We start from the raw sequence: 13,504 nt of genomic DNA on the forward strand, positions 1-13,504 counted from the left end.
TGACATTCAATGTCGCCACGTCTATCACTCCTAAATTCCCCCTGCTTTTAAAACAAGCAGGGTAGTGCCTACGTGGGTCAGTTTTGGATGGAAATTACTGCGATAAGTGGATCAGATTTCGACGGAATTCAACAAGTTCATGCTTGTCAGGACTGAGGTCTGTAGCAACGACAGAATGGCCGGACATTTCTGGTGGTTGTGCAAGCGACGCATCGCACAAAATTTTCTTCAAATCCGGGGAAACTGCTCCGTCCCTCTTGACCATTTCTAACGCACCCCTTTGTCGCAATATGGCGCGCCTACTAGCGACGTGATTGGACTCAAGTGTTCCGCCATCCAAGGGCACTAGGTCGTGGTAATTCCCTTGAAGCTCCAGAACTAAATGATCTACCAATACATCAACAACCTTGAACAGCAGTAAAGGACCGCCTTCATTCAATATGATTAATGATTCCGCGACATCATCAGGATTCATCTCACCATCGCAAGTTGCATAGTAAATTTGTCCCGATCGTCGCATTCGGCTGTAGTTATATTTTTCCTTTCTCTCGCGGCCATACCGTTCTTTCTCACGAAGAAATGCGCTCCAACAGTCAAGCCATCTCTCTCTTGTTTTTCTTTCTATATCTCGTTCAAGCTCACTTTCTGCTACGCGCAATCTCATATTGAACATGCGTAGTTGCTTCGAATAAGGGAGGGCGGCTTGGTAATCACATACAAAAAATGACACGCCGGAGACATTTGGAATGTCACGCCGCATCATCTCTGCTCGATCAACACCGAGTATGTTCACTTCTTCTACTCTTAGACATGGACTTTCCAGCGAGATCTTCCTGCAAATAACTTCCAATGTCGCACCAACCAAGCGAATATGAACTTCATCACTGTTCATAAATTGAGCGGAACGAGTGGCGTTGAGGTCTTTTTGAACTAACAGTCCAAGATCTATCGACTCTGTACCAAGCCAATGCGCGGAAACGAGCTTTAGCGCCTTGCCACTTAACTCAAGCGCAACTGTAATTTGCTGCTGATCCGTAAGCGATTTATGAAACGCGTCAGTTTCGACAAGTAAATCTATTGCGCTGTAGAACCTTCTACTCGGGTCCATAGAGGCTGCTTTTTCGAGCAGTTGCAGCGGATTCCGCAGACGATCTAGTTTTTGCAGACTTGCTTGAAAACTTCCCAAGTCGGTAAACAATTTTCCGGCAAGACAGGAAGTTGCGACCACCGCCCAAGAGTACGCATCGCGTGATTCGCTTTTTACTCCATTGTCGGCCTCAGGGGGGGTATATGGGATCGAACCGGCATGCCTAAGAGTTCTACCGTAATTCATTCTCGACACAGCAGTTGCGATGCCAAAGTCGCAGATCTTTATCGTGTTGAATGAATCAAATAAGAGATTGTCGGGCTTTAAATCTCTATGAGCGACACCTCTTAGATGGGCATGAGCTAAACCAATAAGCAAGGGTCGCCCTATGTCCATATAGAAACTCTCCCAGTCCCAAGGAGGATTCTTCAGAATTTTGTCGCTGAGGCTTTGCTGAAGCCATTCAATGGCTAAATACTGCCTACCGTCATTGTCTCGGCCCGCATCAAGAAATCCAACAATATTCTCGTGACTTAGGCTATTCAGCGCATCGCATTCCCTATTAAACGCTAGCGAATTGAGTTCTGAATCCCCAGATTGCTTTGGCAACTTGACAGCGCAGAACCGTCCCGTTCGTACATCTTTCGCCTTCACCACCCAAGACATACCGCCCGCTCGACCTTTGTCAAGAATCTCGAATCGTTCTGCCAGAAGATCACCTACCTCAGTCGGGCAAACTTCTTGCACATTATTCCTTTCAGGCGAGATATTCAATGTTGTTCCTAGGGCTCAACTCCAATTCAATATAGCCTTAGTCGGAAAATATCGCCTCCCCCGAACAGGGGACAGGTTTTCCATCGAACTAAAAACTTCCACTGCAGAGATAGACTTTGGAGACTCAAAAGCCGTCCAACCTACATCACTCCTAGCTAACAATCTCTTAGTCAGGCCGCTCAATCGCCGCTTTCCGGCTGGCTTCTGAAGACATTAGCCCCTTTTCTGCTGTACGGGCGGCATCCCGCCGCCTCAACACCCAAGCAAAGTAAACCCCCTCCACCGCCATCACCGCCCCGCCCAGTGCCACCACCGCGCTGCTCCCAATGCGGTCGATCAAACCTGCAGCCAGCACCACACCAATGGACTGGCCCAAAAACAGAAACGACGAGAACAGCGACACGGCCGTGCCGCGCGCATGCGGTGTCATCTGCGTGGCGTTGGCCTGCATGGTGTTGTGAAAGGCGAAGAAGCCAAAGCCTGCCAACAGGCTGGCGGGTATGGCCGGGCCCCAGTGCGGGGTGTAGGCCAGCACCAATGCACTGACGCCCACCAGGGCACCACCCATGATGACCAGGCCTTGCTGGCCGAAACGGCGAATCAAACGCGGGCCTATGGCCATGTAGCCCATGCCGCCCAAGCCGAACAGCGCGACGATGGCACCCGACAGCGAGAGCGACAAACCCAGCGAGCGGTGCAGGTGCGAAGCCCAGATGGCCAGCACACCAAAGCCGGCGGCTCCCTCGATCACCGCCAGGATCAACACGACGCGTGACCAGCGGCCGGTAATGATCTCCAGCGCCTGCGTGACGAAGTGGGCGTGCTGCACGGGCTGGCTGGGTGCTGTGGCCGGGTCTTGGGCCTGGGCGCGCTGCGCGGCCTTCTGGCGGCGCAAGTCAACCACCAGCAGCGTGCCCACCACGGCAAACAGCACAGTCATGAAAACAAAGGCCCAGCGCCAGCCCAGGGCATCGGTCAGCAGGCCGCCAATCAGCTGGCCGCCCACAATGCCCAGCGTGCTGCCCAGGCCGGTGCGTGTGAGCATTTCCTGTAGCTGGTCGGCGGGCACGTTGTCGCCCACCCAGGCCATGGCCAGCGGAATCAGCGCCGCTGCGCCCAGCGCCATCAGCAGGCGGGCAAACACCAGTGCGTCCAGGCTGTGCGCAAACACGGCCAGCAGGCTGCCGACGCTGCAGCCCAGCGTGGCAAAGGTGACGACGCGAAACTTGCCCAGCCTGTCGCCCAGCGGGCCGTAGAAAAGCTGCGACGCGCCATACGTCATGGCAAACACCGACACCACCTGCGCGGCCTGGGCAATGCTGACGGCAAACACGCGCGACAGCTCGGGCAGCATGGCGTCGCAAATGCGCTGCGCGGCCATGCTGGCAAAGGTGCCAAACGAAAGAAGAAGGATGGAACGCCGGACGGCGGGGGAAATGCTGGCGTGGGTAGCGCTGTGCGCGGCGGCAGGAGTCATGAAAGTAAACAGGCCCGAAACGAAATGCCGCAGGCAACAGGCCCGTGCTCTGCAGGATTGTAGGGAGTAGAGGCAAAACGTGTGCGAGGCCCCGCTGTGCCTTTTTCATGAATTCCTCCCAGGAAAACGAAAGGTGGGGAAGGCCCTGCAAAGCTTGCAGGAATGCATGGCGCCGCGGTGCCGCCTGTGCAAAATGGCAGACCGACCATTTCTGCAGACACAGGAGACACCCATGGCCACCGCCCCCGAAAACTGCCGCATCAATTACGTGGAGCTGAATGTTCGCGATATCGCCAAAGCCAAGGCCTTTTACGGCAGGGCTTTTGGCTGGACTTTTACCGACTACGGCCCGGAATACACCGAGTTTTCAGACGGCGCGATGAAAGGCGGCTTTACCACGCAGGCGCCGCCCTCGCCCGCCGGCGGCCCGCTGGTCATCCTGTATGCCGACAAGCTGGAAGCCGCGCGTGACAGCGTGCGGGCAGCCGGCGGAAAGATCACACGCGATATCTTTGCCTTCCCCGGCGGGCGGCGCTTTCATTTCAATGATGCCGACGGGTATGAGCTGGCGGTCTGGTCTGAGGGCCAGGCATGAGCGGAGCGGATACCCTGCAGGCAGAACTGGCGCAACGCTTCAGCTTTCGCCCCCTGCAAACGGCCGACCTGCCGATGCTGCAGGGCTGGCTGCAGCGCCCGCACTGGACTGAGTGGTGGGGCGAAGCGCCCACAATGGCAGAGGTAGAAGCTGACTACAGCGCCTGGATCAGCAACCCAGCCAAGGTGCAGCCGCACATCGCGCTGCTGGACGGCCAGCCCTTTGGCTACATCCAGTCTTATGTGGCCATGGGCTCAGGCGGCGGCTGGTGGGAAGAAGAAACTGACCCCGGCGTGCGCGGCATTGACCAGTCCATCGCAGACGCCGCACAACTGGGCCGCGGCCTGGGCACGGCGATGGTGAAGGCCTGGGTGGCAAAGCTGTTTGCCGACCCGCAAGTCACCCGCATCCAGACCGACCCCGACCCGCGCAATGCGCGTGCGATTCGTTGCTATGAAAAGGCCGGGTTTCGCGCGGTGGGCGAGGTGCAGACGCCGGATGGCACGGCGTTGTTGATGGTGTGCGAGCGCCCCGACATAGAAAAACTAAAAAATTTCCCAAAAATCATGTCGATTACGCCATGAACCGTTCGTCGTACAGGTAGAGGGCCGTCCTCTGCATCAACAAAGGAAACACCATGACCACCAATACCGTCAAGCTTCACCGGGTTCTGCAATCTACCCCTGACCGGGTGTACCGCGCCTTCCTCAGCCCCGCTGCCTGGAGCAAATGGCTGCCGCCCAACGGTTTTACCGGCACCGTGCATGAAATGGACGCCAAGGTGGGCGGCAACTACAGGATGTCATTCACCAACCACAGCAACGGCCACAGCCACTCGTTCGGCGGCACCTATCTGGAGTTGAAGCCCAACGAACGCATCCGCTACACCGCCACGTTCGAAGATCCCAACCTGCCCGGCGAAATGACCACCACCATCACATTGACGAAGGTCTCGGCCGGCGTAGAGATGCATGTGGTGCAGGAAGGGATTCCCGCGGTGATCCCTGCAGACCAGTGCTACGTGGGCTGGCAACAGTCGCTGGTGCTGCTGGGCAAGCTGGTGGAAGCCGAGGTGGGGGAATAAAGAGCGCCCCTCAAATACGTGCGCGCCCTGATCTGGCCACAGGCCGGTTTCAGGGCGTGGCGGCGGTGGGCGCAGGCCGTGCAGGCCGATTGGAGTGAACAAAATCTGCGTTCATCCGGGGCACGCCTGCCGTTCTTGTTTGGTTCCAGGCACCGCAAAGAGGTTTTTTCGGCATCGTCCCACCGGCGTTGCCCGAATTGCCCAGTCCGGGCAATGGCTGCTATATGGCCAGTTTTGAAGCGGCTTTCCACCGCGCAATACGGGTCATGTGGTATTGCAGATAGAAGGTGCTGAAGAGAAACAGCATGGCCGCTGAAAGCTCAAGCTGCATGGGTTCAACGCTGTTGTAGTGGTTCAGCATCGACCTGCGGATGGAATAAGCCCCGAAATAGAAGACCACATACGAGACAAGCATCAAAAGATAGCCAACTCCCTTGAGGTTGTCGGAGCCTTCCACCAGTATCTGGGCAACGATGGCCAGCGGGACATAAATGACGAATTGGGTTGTCGCATTCGACGCCGGATTGATCTTTCGCGCCCAGGTGGACTGCACAAATATCCACGCGATCATGAAAATCCCCAGCGTGAGGATCGTAAACAGCAGCACCAGGGCCCAGTGCATCTGGGGTGGTGCTGGGTAAGCGTCTGCGTTCGTACCGCCTCTTGGCGGCACGGGGTTTGCGAAAGAATCCTGCTGGTCTTCGTTCATAAGCTCCCTCTTTTCTTTTTTTCTAATCTAGTCAGGCCACTTCGCTCAAGCCATGGGCCAAGTGCTATTTGACGGCGGCTGCGCGGCGAACGTCGGTAACCACCTTGTCCAGCGTGGCGACCAGTGTGGTTTGCACGTTGTCATCTGAGACCCGGCCCTGGAATCGCTCGGACCCGATGACGAAGAATGGCTCGGTATCGACCATGCCCTGGATGCTGATGTGCACGACTTTCTCGCTTCTTGAGCTTTCAATGCCCTTGATCAACAAAGCCGTGAATATGCCGCCGCCAGCCGCCGCAAGGCCGGCCTGGTTCAACGTGACGGGGGGCGCGTACACATTGACGACAAACTCGCTCAAGGTGACCTTCCTTCCCTGGAGTTCGGCTGCCAGGTTGTTGTGCAGCCAGGCCTTCATGAGTGCGGGTGCGTCCGGCGAGAGGTTGTCGTCACCAAAATAGTTGTTGAAGCCGCCATTGTTGTCTACAGCCCGGGAGATACGCGTTTCAGCGGCACGGTCATCGACAAACCGGAAACCGGTGGTCTCAGGCGCCTGCACCGCCAGTTTGGGTGAAAGTTTTACAGCGGAAGTGGCGCCGCAAGCGGCGAGAAAAAGGGCCACGCAAACGGGCAGGACAAGGCGGACAAGGTGCATAAAAGCTTTCGAAAAAAAGAACGGGTTTGAAATGAATGAGTTTGCGTAGCAGCGAAGTTTCAGCGAACGGTGGTCATGTGTTTGTGTGAGCTTGCCCGGGCAGGCTATTTCATCTGCGCCTGAATCTGAAGATACACCGGGTCTTGCAGCCACTCGGCGACGCTTTTGGGAAACGGTTTAATGGCGGTGCGTGGCAACACCGTGTCAGGCTGGGCATTGTCAGGCGCAAGCGCCTTGCCCGATGGCAAACCCAGCAAGCCGATCTCATAGCGGATGCCTGCCGTGCCACGGCCCTCTTTCACGCGCTCCAGCACGTCGATACCAAAGTCGGACGCGTCGGGTGGCTGCCCTACCAGCACCGCGCCATTGAGTTCGCGCAAGGCACTGGCCAACCAGGCGCCGCCGCTGCCGGTTTCTCCATCGACCAGCACCACCCACTTTCCGGAGACCAGCCACTCACGTAACTCAATCACGCCGGTGGAATCCAGGCCCTTGACCGCATTCATGCTTTCAGTGGCCGAAAAAGGCCGGGCAAGATCGCCGCCGGGGCGGTGCTGCACGGCATGCCAGGCGCCCGCCTTGCTGTGCTTGCCCAACAAGGCAAGCACCCACTGAACATTCACCAGCCTGCCGCCAGGGTTGCCCCGCAAATCCAGAACGCGAACCCCGCTGCTGTCAGTGGGCTGCCCGCGCAAGCCTTTCATGAGACGGACCGGCGTGTCTTCAAAAAACCCCGCCAGGCGAATGTAGAAGTGACCAGAGGCCTGCCCCACCACAACGGTCTGGTCCTGAACTGTTGGCGCGCGGGCGATGCTGCGGCTTTGAGATGATTCACCCGGGCGCTGCGAAACCAGTTGCACCGGCATCGCTGCAGGGTGGCGCAGCAACCCAAAAAGCTCGCTGGCGCCCATGCCCGCAAGAGGCAGGCCGTCGAGGCTGACAAGCACGTCGCCGGCCTGCAAGCCCGCCGCTGCTGCAGGGCTGCTCACCATCGCCTCTCGCACCACCCACTGGCCATCAAGGCGGGCCAGGATCAGCCCAGGATCGAAAGCGCTTCCCGTGTTCCATTCTTTGGCTTCCACCGGGGTGTAATAGCGGCCACGCGGCCCCATAAGCTTCATCATGCGGCGTTTGCATTGCAAGGCCAGCTCGTTAGCCTCGGCCTCGGACACCAGCTGCCACTCGGTGGCCAACTCCAGAATGACGCGATGGAGCTGGCCCGGGTCATTGGGTACGACGTTGAATTCTGGTGATGGTTTTTTTTGGGTGCACGCTTCGTACAGCTGCGCATAGCTGTACACCGCCAGCGGCTCACGATGCATGGCCAGTATCAGCTCAGCCACCTCCAGCGCATTGCGTTTGGCCGGCTGCGCGCTCAAAGGCGCGGCCGCCAGCAGCGCCAAGGCAGCCAGCAGGCCGGCGATTTTTCGCCGGTGGGTCACAACGCCTTGCCCAGCCGCGCCACACCCTCTTCAATCTTCGCCACATCCGCCGTGGCAAAGCTCAGCCGCAGCGTGGCCAGGTCCGGGTTGCTGGCGTAAAAGGGTGCGCCGGGCACAAAGGCCACGAGCTGCTCAATCGCTTTTTTGGCGAACTCGCCGGCGTCTTTGCTTTTGCCGCCCGCACCCGTCAGGCGCGCCCAGAAGAACAAGCCGCCCTGCGGCTGGGTGAATTCAATGGCGTCGCCGAGCTCGCGCTTGAGCGCGGCGCCCATGGCGTTGGCGCGTTCGCCGTACACCTTGCGCACATGGGTCAGCGTGGCGGGCATGCGGCCGGCCTTGAGGTACTGGGCGGCGGTGGCCTGGGCGAAGGTGCTGGTGTGGGCGTCACTGAACTGTTTGCACATGGTGGCTTTGGCCAGCAACTCGGCGGGGGCGATCATCCAGCCTACGCGCAGGCCTGGGCTCAGCACCTTGCTGAGTGAGCCGCAGTGCGCCAGCAGCTCGCGGCTGCCGGGCACGCCGGCGCTCAGGGCCAGCAGTGAGGGCGGTGGCGCCTCGCCGAAGTAGAGGTCGCCATACGGGTCGTCTTCGACGATCAGGGTCTGGTATTTGACGGCCATCTCGAGCACCTTCTTGCGGCGCTCCAGGCTGAGCAAGGCACCGCTGGGGTTGCCGAAGGTGGGAATCAGGTAAACAAACTTGGGCTTGTGCTGGGCGATGAGTTTTTCGAGCTCGTCGGTCTTGACGCCATGGGCGTCAATCGGCGCGCTGATGAGTTCTGCGCCGTACAGGCGAAAGCACTGGATGGTGGCGAGGAAGGTGGGGCCTTCGACGATAACCTTGTCGCCGGGGGAGATCATGGTTTTACCGAGCAAATCAAGCGCCTGCTGGCTGCCGGTGGTGACGATGAGGTTTTCGGGTGCGACGTCTTTGGCGCCCTTGGTGGCCATGAAGGCGCTGAGCTGTTCGCGCAGCGGGCCGTAGCCTTCGGTGGCGCCGTATTGCAGCGTGCCGCCGGGTTCTTCATTCAGGGCCTTGTTGCTGGCCTCCTGGATGCCCGCCACGTCGAACATGGCGGGGTCTGGAAAGCCGCCGGCAAAGCTGACGATGCCGGGCTTGCCCAGCAGTTTGAAGAGTTCGCGGATGGCGGAGGTTTCAACGTTGTTGAGGCGGTCGGCAAATTGCAATGGCATGGGAGTCTCGCTTTCTGTTTTGTATTGTCGCCAATTTGCGCGCAGGTTTCCTGCGGCCCAGGCCGCCGGTTGCCCTGCAGCCGCAGGGAAGTTGACAGAGTAACAATCTAGAGTAATACTCTAGTCATGAGTTCTGCCACACCCCCTGCCGCTGCCGCCCTCTCCACCCGGGAGCGCCTGCTGGACGCCGCCACCAAAGTGTTCCTGGCGCACGGCTTCACGGCCGCCTCGATGGACATGGTGCGCCAGGAGGCGGGCGTGAGCAACGGCAGCCTGTACCACCACTTCCCCACCAAGGCACAGCTGGCCGACGCGCTGTATGCCCACACGCTGCGCGATTTCCATGCGGCGCTGATGCAGCCCATCAGCGGCAAGGCCTCGGCCCAGGCCGGCGTCAAGGGCCTGATGCGCGCGTACATCCAGTGGGTGCTGCAACACCCCGACCAGGCACGGCTGCTGCACACGCTGCGGCGCGGCGGCGACATGGCAGGCGGCGCCGAGATCGACGCGGCCAATGAGCAGGCCTTTGCCACGCTGAGGGCCTGGGTAGCGCAGCAAGTGGAGGCCGGCGAGATGCGGGCCATGCCTTTTCACCTGTGGATGGCGCTGATGTTTTCACCGGCCATGTCGCTCACACAGCGCTGGGTGAGCCAGCCCACCCCGGCCGTTGCGCCCAAGGTGCGGGCCGCGCTGGAACATGCGGCCTGGATGGCCGTGGCACCCTGAAACACGTTCCCGATTCAACAGGAGTACTTGCATGAAAGTCGTCAATGTTCATCAACGTTTGCTGCACGCCAGCCCGCAGCAGGTAGGCGCGCTGATCGATGCGCTGGGTTCGCCGGCCGATGCGCTGTGGCCCGGCAAGGTATGGCCACGCATGAAGTTCGACAGGCCGCTCGCGGTGGGTGCCATCGGTGGGCACGGGCCTATACGCTATGTGGTGGAAGCTTATGCGTCGGGCCAGTCTGTGCGCTTTCGCCTTACCGCACCGGCGGGCTTTGACGGCTGGCACGGCTTTGAGGTGCTGGAGGCCACGCCTGCGCATTGCGTGCTGGAGCACCGCATCGAGATGAAAGCGCGCGGCACCGGCCTGCTCTTGTGGCCGCTGGTGATTGGCCCCCTGCACGACGTCTGCGTGGAAGACGTGCTGTCGCAGGCGCAGCTCTCGCTGGGCAATGAGCCCCGGCCAGTGCCCTGGCCGGCCTACATACGCCTGCTGCGCTGGCTGGTGTCGGGCGGCAGGCGATTGACCCCGCCGTTTTCGCGCAGCCAGCATGCCCGCTGACTTGCTGGCCTGGGGCCGCCAGGTGCTGGGGCAGCAGCCGTTCAGCGCGCTGCTGAACGCGCAGCTTGATGCCTTTGCGCCCGGCGGCGCGGAGCTGTCGGTGCCTGTGGTGCCTGGCCTCTTGCAGCAGCACGGCTTTGTGCATGGCGGTGTGCTGTCCTATTTGGCAGACAACGCGCTCACATTCGCCGGGGGTTCGGTGCTGGGCGACTCTGTCACGTCAGAGTTCAAGATCAATTACCTGCGGCCGGCCAAAGATGCTGAGCGCCTGCTGGCCGTGGCCACGGTGGTAGGCAGCGGCAAGACGCAGGCGGTGTGCCGATGCGATATTTTTGTGCTGCGCGGGGAAGAGCGCATTTTGTGCGCGGCAGCGCAGGGCACGATACGCAAGGCCGCCTAGGGACCGTTAACGGGCTCCAGGCCTCGCAAAACACGGATGTCGGCAGGACGGTACAAGCTCGACCAATATATCGCTCTTGAGCGATATATTGACAATATTGTATAAAAACGATATTGTGCAAATATCACTCAAAGGTGGTATTTATGAGCACGCTTCAAACCTTTCCCGTTCAGACATCAGCACAGCTGTCAGTGCATTTGAAATCGCTGCGAAAAGCACGCGGGCTGACGCAGACCGCGTTGGGTGAGCGCATAGGCGTCAAGCAGGTCCGCATGGCCGATATTGAAAAAAACCCCGGCGCGGTGAGCCTCGACCAGCTGCTTCAGGTGCTGCATGCGCTGGATGCGCGACTGCTACTGGCAGACTTGCGGCGGTATGCCGTGACCGACGCCCCACCCGCCCCCACCGCGAACAGCCCCACGGCCGATTGGTAGACGGGCAAAGCGCTTGCGCGAATCATGATGAGACAGTTTCAAAAGGTGGCCCATGGCATTCGCCGATCTTGATGTGTGGATGAACGGCCAGCATGTGGGCCTGTGGTTCTGGACACGAACCGGCACGCCGGGTTTTCGTTATGACGAAAGCTGGCCGCAGTCGCCCCATGCGCGACCGCTGTCGGTGTCGCTGCCCATGCCAGCCGGAGGTGGCGATGTGATGGGACCCACGGTAGAGCACTACTTTGACAACCTGTTGCCCGACAGCAGCCGCATCCGCGAACGGCTGCGCCGACGCTTTGGCACTTCTTCAACCCGCGCGGCCGACCTGCTGGCCGCCATCGGCCGGGATTGCGTGGGTGCGCTGCAGCTGCTGCCACAGGGCCAGCAGCCACCGCCGCACGACCGCATCGACAGCACGGCACTGACCGACAGCCAGGTGGAGACGCTGCTGGGTGACGTAACTGGGGATAGCGTGGAAGGCGCCTCGCTGGCGGACGATTTCCGGATATCCATTGCCGGTGCTCAGGAAAAAACAGCGCTGCTGCGCATTGGTCAGCGCTGGCACCTGCCGTCGGGCTCTACGCCCACCACGCACATCTTCAAACTGCCGCTGGGCCTGGTGGGCAATATGCGCGCCGACATGTCGGACTCGGTGGAAAACGAATGGCTCTGCGCCGCCCTGCTGGGTGAACTGGGGTTTGAGGTCGCGCCCACACAAATGGGCCGCTTCGGCCGGCGCAAGGTGCTGATCGTGGAGCGCTTTGACAGGCGCTGGATGGACGGCGGCCAATGGATCGCCCGCCTGCCGCAAGAGGATTTCTGCCAGGCCACCGGCACGCCCGGTGACCTCAAGTATGAAAGCGACGGCGGCCCAGGCATTCGCGCGGGGCTGGACTTGCTGAGCGGAAGCAGCAATGCCCGCGCCGATCTTCTGCATTTCGCGCGAGTCCAGCTCGCCTTCTGGATCATGGCGGCCACTGACGGCCATGCCAAGAATTTTTCGATCTTCCTGGAGCGCGGCGGCAGCTTTCGCATGACGCCGCTGTATGACGTGCTGTCGGCCTGGCCCATCATCGGCAACGGGCCCAACCAGGTCAGCCCACGCCGCGCCAAACTGGCCATGGCCTTGCGCGGAAAAAACGCGCACTACCATTTGCACGAAATCCGCACCCGCCACTGGGAAGCGCTGGCGCGGCAAAGCGGCGTGCCAGGCGCCTTCGACCAGATGGTGGCATTGGTACTGCAGGTGCCTTACGCGCTGGAGCGCGTGGCCGCGCAGCTGCCACCGGACTTTCCCGAACCGGTATTCAACGCCATTCGCCGCGGCATGCTGGCGCAGGCTGAAAAATTCGTGGCTGAACTTCCATGATGGAGCCCGGCCTTGACCCCGCGGCCCGCCGCACTTATGTCGCCCGCATCAACCGGGTGGTAGACCACGTCAGCGCCAACCTGGACGGCACGCTGGACCTGCAAACGCTGGCCGATGTGGCGCACTTTTCACCCTGGCACTTTCACCGTGTGTTCCAGGCGGTCACGGGCGAAACCCTGGCTGACTGCGTGCGCCGCCTGCGGCTGGAGTCGGCGGCGCAGCGCCTGATATTTACGCAGCAGACCGCACTGCAGGTGGCGCTTGACACGGGTTTTGCCTCGGCCGAGGTCTTCAGCCGGGCCTTTCGCGCCCACTTCGGCACAACGCCCACGGCCTGGCGGCGCGGCGACTGGCGTGAGTGGGCAGAGCGCCACGTGCTTGAACATGGCAAGAATCATCAAGGCCATCACAAGCCGAATCAAGACTCCATCATGGCGCTGTTTAAAGATAGAACCCTCTGGCCCGTGGGGCCGGTTTTATCTGAAAGAGGCTTGAACATGCACATTGAACTGAAGACCATTCCTGCCATGCGCCTGGCTTACATGCGCAACACCGGCCCTTACGGCGACGGCGTGGCGCAGCTGTGGCAACGCTTTGTCGCCTGGTGCGGCCAGCACGGCCACATGAACCCGCGCCCCAGGATGTACGGCATCAGCCAGGACAACCCCGAGATCACGCCCGCCGACAAATGCCGCTACGACGCCTGCATTGAGGTGAACGAGGCCTTCAAACCGCAAGGCGAGACAGGCGTGCAAAACTTTGGCGGCGGACGCTACGCCTGCGGCCGTTTTACCGGCAAGCCGGGCAATGAAGTGCACGAAGCCTGGACGCACATGTTTGCCGAATGGCTGCCGCAAAGCGGCTACCAGCCAGAGAACAAGCCAGCGCTGGAGCTGTATGAAGAAGACTTTGTGATGGACCCGAAGACCGGCACCTTCAGTTGCTGGCTCTGCGTGCCCGTGCGGGCGCTGTAGCGCCGGCGACTGGTTGTTAAAAGCCC

General features: G+C 60.3%; 15 protein-coding genes. 9 read left to right on the forward strand and 6 right to left on the reverse strand.

What is annotated here, in order from left to right:
* Nucleotides 1-94: 94 nt before the first annotated feature.
* Both AC1DYR_RS05070 and AC1DYR_RS05075 read right to left on the reverse strand, forming a co-directional pair.
* Nucleotides 95-1,861: a serine/threonine protein kinase gene (locus AC1DYR_RS05070; RefSeq protein WP_477704138.1), complete on the reverse strand. Its 1,767-nt coding sequence runs from the start codon at nucleotides 1,859-1,861 to the stop codon at nucleotides 95-97.
* 166 nt (nucleotides 1,862-2,027) lie between these two features.
* Complete coding sequence (locus AC1DYR_RS05075) at nucleotides 2,028-3,338, reverse strand: MFS transporter (protein WP_477704139.1); 1,311 nt, start codon at nucleotides 3,336-3,338, stop codon at nucleotides 2,028-2,030.
* Between the two features lie 232 nt (nucleotides 3,339-3,570).
* On the opposite strand from AC1DYR_RS05075, the gene AC1DYR_RS05080 reads away from it, so the two are divergent.
* The 3 genes from AC1DYR_RS05080 to AC1DYR_RS05090 are packed head-to-tail and all read left to right on the forward strand — an operon-like array spanning nucleotide 3,571 to nucleotide 5,017.
* Nucleotides 3,571-3,933, forward strand: coding sequence for a VOC family protein (locus AC1DYR_RS05080; RefSeq protein WP_477704140.1), 363 nt, complete (start codon nucleotides 3,571-3,573; stop codon nucleotides 3,931-3,933).
* Complete coding sequence (locus AC1DYR_RS05085; protein ID WP_477704141.1) at nucleotides 3,930-4,517, forward strand: GNAT family N-acetyltransferase; 588 nt, start codon at nucleotides 3,930-3,932, stop codon at nucleotides 4,515-4,517. The genes AC1DYR_RS05080 and AC1DYR_RS05085 overlap by 4 nt, the downstream gene beginning before the upstream one ends.
* A 53-nt stretch (nucleotides 4,518-4,570) precedes the next feature.
* Nucleotides 4,571-5,017 (forward strand): SRPBCC family protein, encoded by a 447-nt coding sequence (locus tag AC1DYR_RS05090; RefSeq protein ID WP_477704142.1) that lies wholly within the window; start codon nucleotides 4,571-4,573, stop codon nucleotides 5,015-5,017.
* Between the two features lie 220 nt (nucleotides 5,018-5,237).
* Here the strand turns inward: AC1DYR_RS05090 and AC1DYR_RS05095 are convergent, their stop codons facing one another.
* The 4 genes from AC1DYR_RS05095 to AC1DYR_RS05110 all read right to left on the reverse strand — a co-directional run bounded on the left by AC1DYR_RS05095 (nucleotide 5,238) and on the right by AC1DYR_RS05110 (nucleotide 9,007).
* The gene (locus tag AC1DYR_RS05095) at nucleotides 5,238-5,726 is read right to left on the reverse strand and encodes a hypothetical protein (protein WP_477704143.1); all 489 of its coding nucleotides are present in this window, start codon (nucleotides 5,724-5,726) and stop codon (nucleotides 5,238-5,240) included.
* A 64-nt stretch (nucleotides 5,727-5,790) separates the two neighbouring features.
* Nucleotides 5,791-6,378 carry a hypothetical protein gene (locus tag AC1DYR_RS05100; protein WP_477704144.1) on the reverse strand — a complete coding sequence of 196 codons (588 nt, stop codon included), beginning with the start codon at nucleotides 6,376-6,378 and terminating at the stop codon, nucleotides 5,791-5,793.
* Nucleotides 6,379-6,482: 104 nt separating this feature from the next.
* Nucleotides 6,483-7,820: a S41 family peptidase gene (locus tag AC1DYR_RS05105; RefSeq protein ID WP_477704145.1), complete on the reverse strand. Its 1,338-nt coding sequence runs from the start codon at nucleotides 7,818-7,820 to the stop codon at nucleotides 6,483-6,485.
* On the reverse strand, nucleotides 7,817-9,007 hold the full coding sequence (locus tag AC1DYR_RS05110; protein WP_477704771.1) for an aminotransferase-like domain-containing protein: 1,191 nt from the start codon (nucleotides 9,005-9,007) through the stop codon (nucleotides 7,817-7,819). Before AC1DYR_RS05110 ends, AC1DYR_RS05105 begins: the two co-directional genes overlap by 4 nt.
* 132 nt (nucleotides 9,008-9,139) lie before the next feature.
* On the opposite strand from AC1DYR_RS05110, the gene AC1DYR_RS05115 reads away from it, so the two are divergent.
* The 6 genes from AC1DYR_RS05115 to AC1DYR_RS05140 all read left to right on the forward strand — a co-directional run bounded on the left by AC1DYR_RS05115 (nucleotide 9,140) and on the right by AC1DYR_RS05140 (nucleotide 13,478).
* Complete coding sequence (locus AC1DYR_RS05115) at nucleotides 9,140-9,739, forward strand: TetR/AcrR family transcriptional regulator (protein WP_477704146.1); 600 nt, start codon at nucleotides 9,140-9,142, stop codon at nucleotides 9,737-9,739.
* 31 nt (nucleotides 9,740-9,770) lie between these two features.
* Nucleotides 9,771-10,298, forward strand: coding sequence for an SRPBCC family protein (locus AC1DYR_RS05120; RefSeq protein WP_477704147.1), 528 nt, complete (start codon nucleotides 9,771-9,773; stop codon nucleotides 10,296-10,298).
* Nucleotides 10,288-10,698 (forward strand): PaaI family thioesterase, encoded by a 411-nt coding sequence (locus tag AC1DYR_RS05125; RefSeq protein WP_477704148.1) that lies wholly within the window; start codon nucleotides 10,288-10,290, stop codon nucleotides 10,696-10,698. The genes AC1DYR_RS05120 and AC1DYR_RS05125 overlap by 11 nt, the downstream gene beginning before the upstream one ends.
* A gap of 143 nt (nucleotides 10,699-10,841) precedes the next feature.
* Complete coding sequence (locus AC1DYR_RS05130; protein WP_477704149.1) at nucleotides 10,842-11,132, forward strand: helix-turn-helix domain-containing protein; 291 nt, start codon at nucleotides 10,842-10,844, stop codon at nucleotides 11,130-11,132.
* A 52-nt stretch (nucleotides 11,133-11,184) separates the two neighbouring features.
* Nucleotides 11,185-12,504, forward strand: coding sequence for a type II toxin-antitoxin system HipA family toxin (locus tag AC1DYR_RS05135; RefSeq protein ID WP_477704150.1), 1,320 nt, complete (start codon nucleotides 11,185-11,187; stop codon nucleotides 12,502-12,504).
* A complete protein-coding gene (locus AC1DYR_RS05140; protein WP_477704151.1) occupies nucleotides 12,501-13,478 on the forward strand; it encodes an AraC family transcriptional regulator in 978 nt (325 codons plus the stop codon). The genes AC1DYR_RS05135 and AC1DYR_RS05140 overlap by 4 nt, the downstream gene beginning before the upstream one ends.
* Nucleotides 13,479-13,504 lie beyond the last annotated feature (26 nt).

It is taken from the genome of Polaromonas sp. P1_F9, assembly GCF_056405615.1.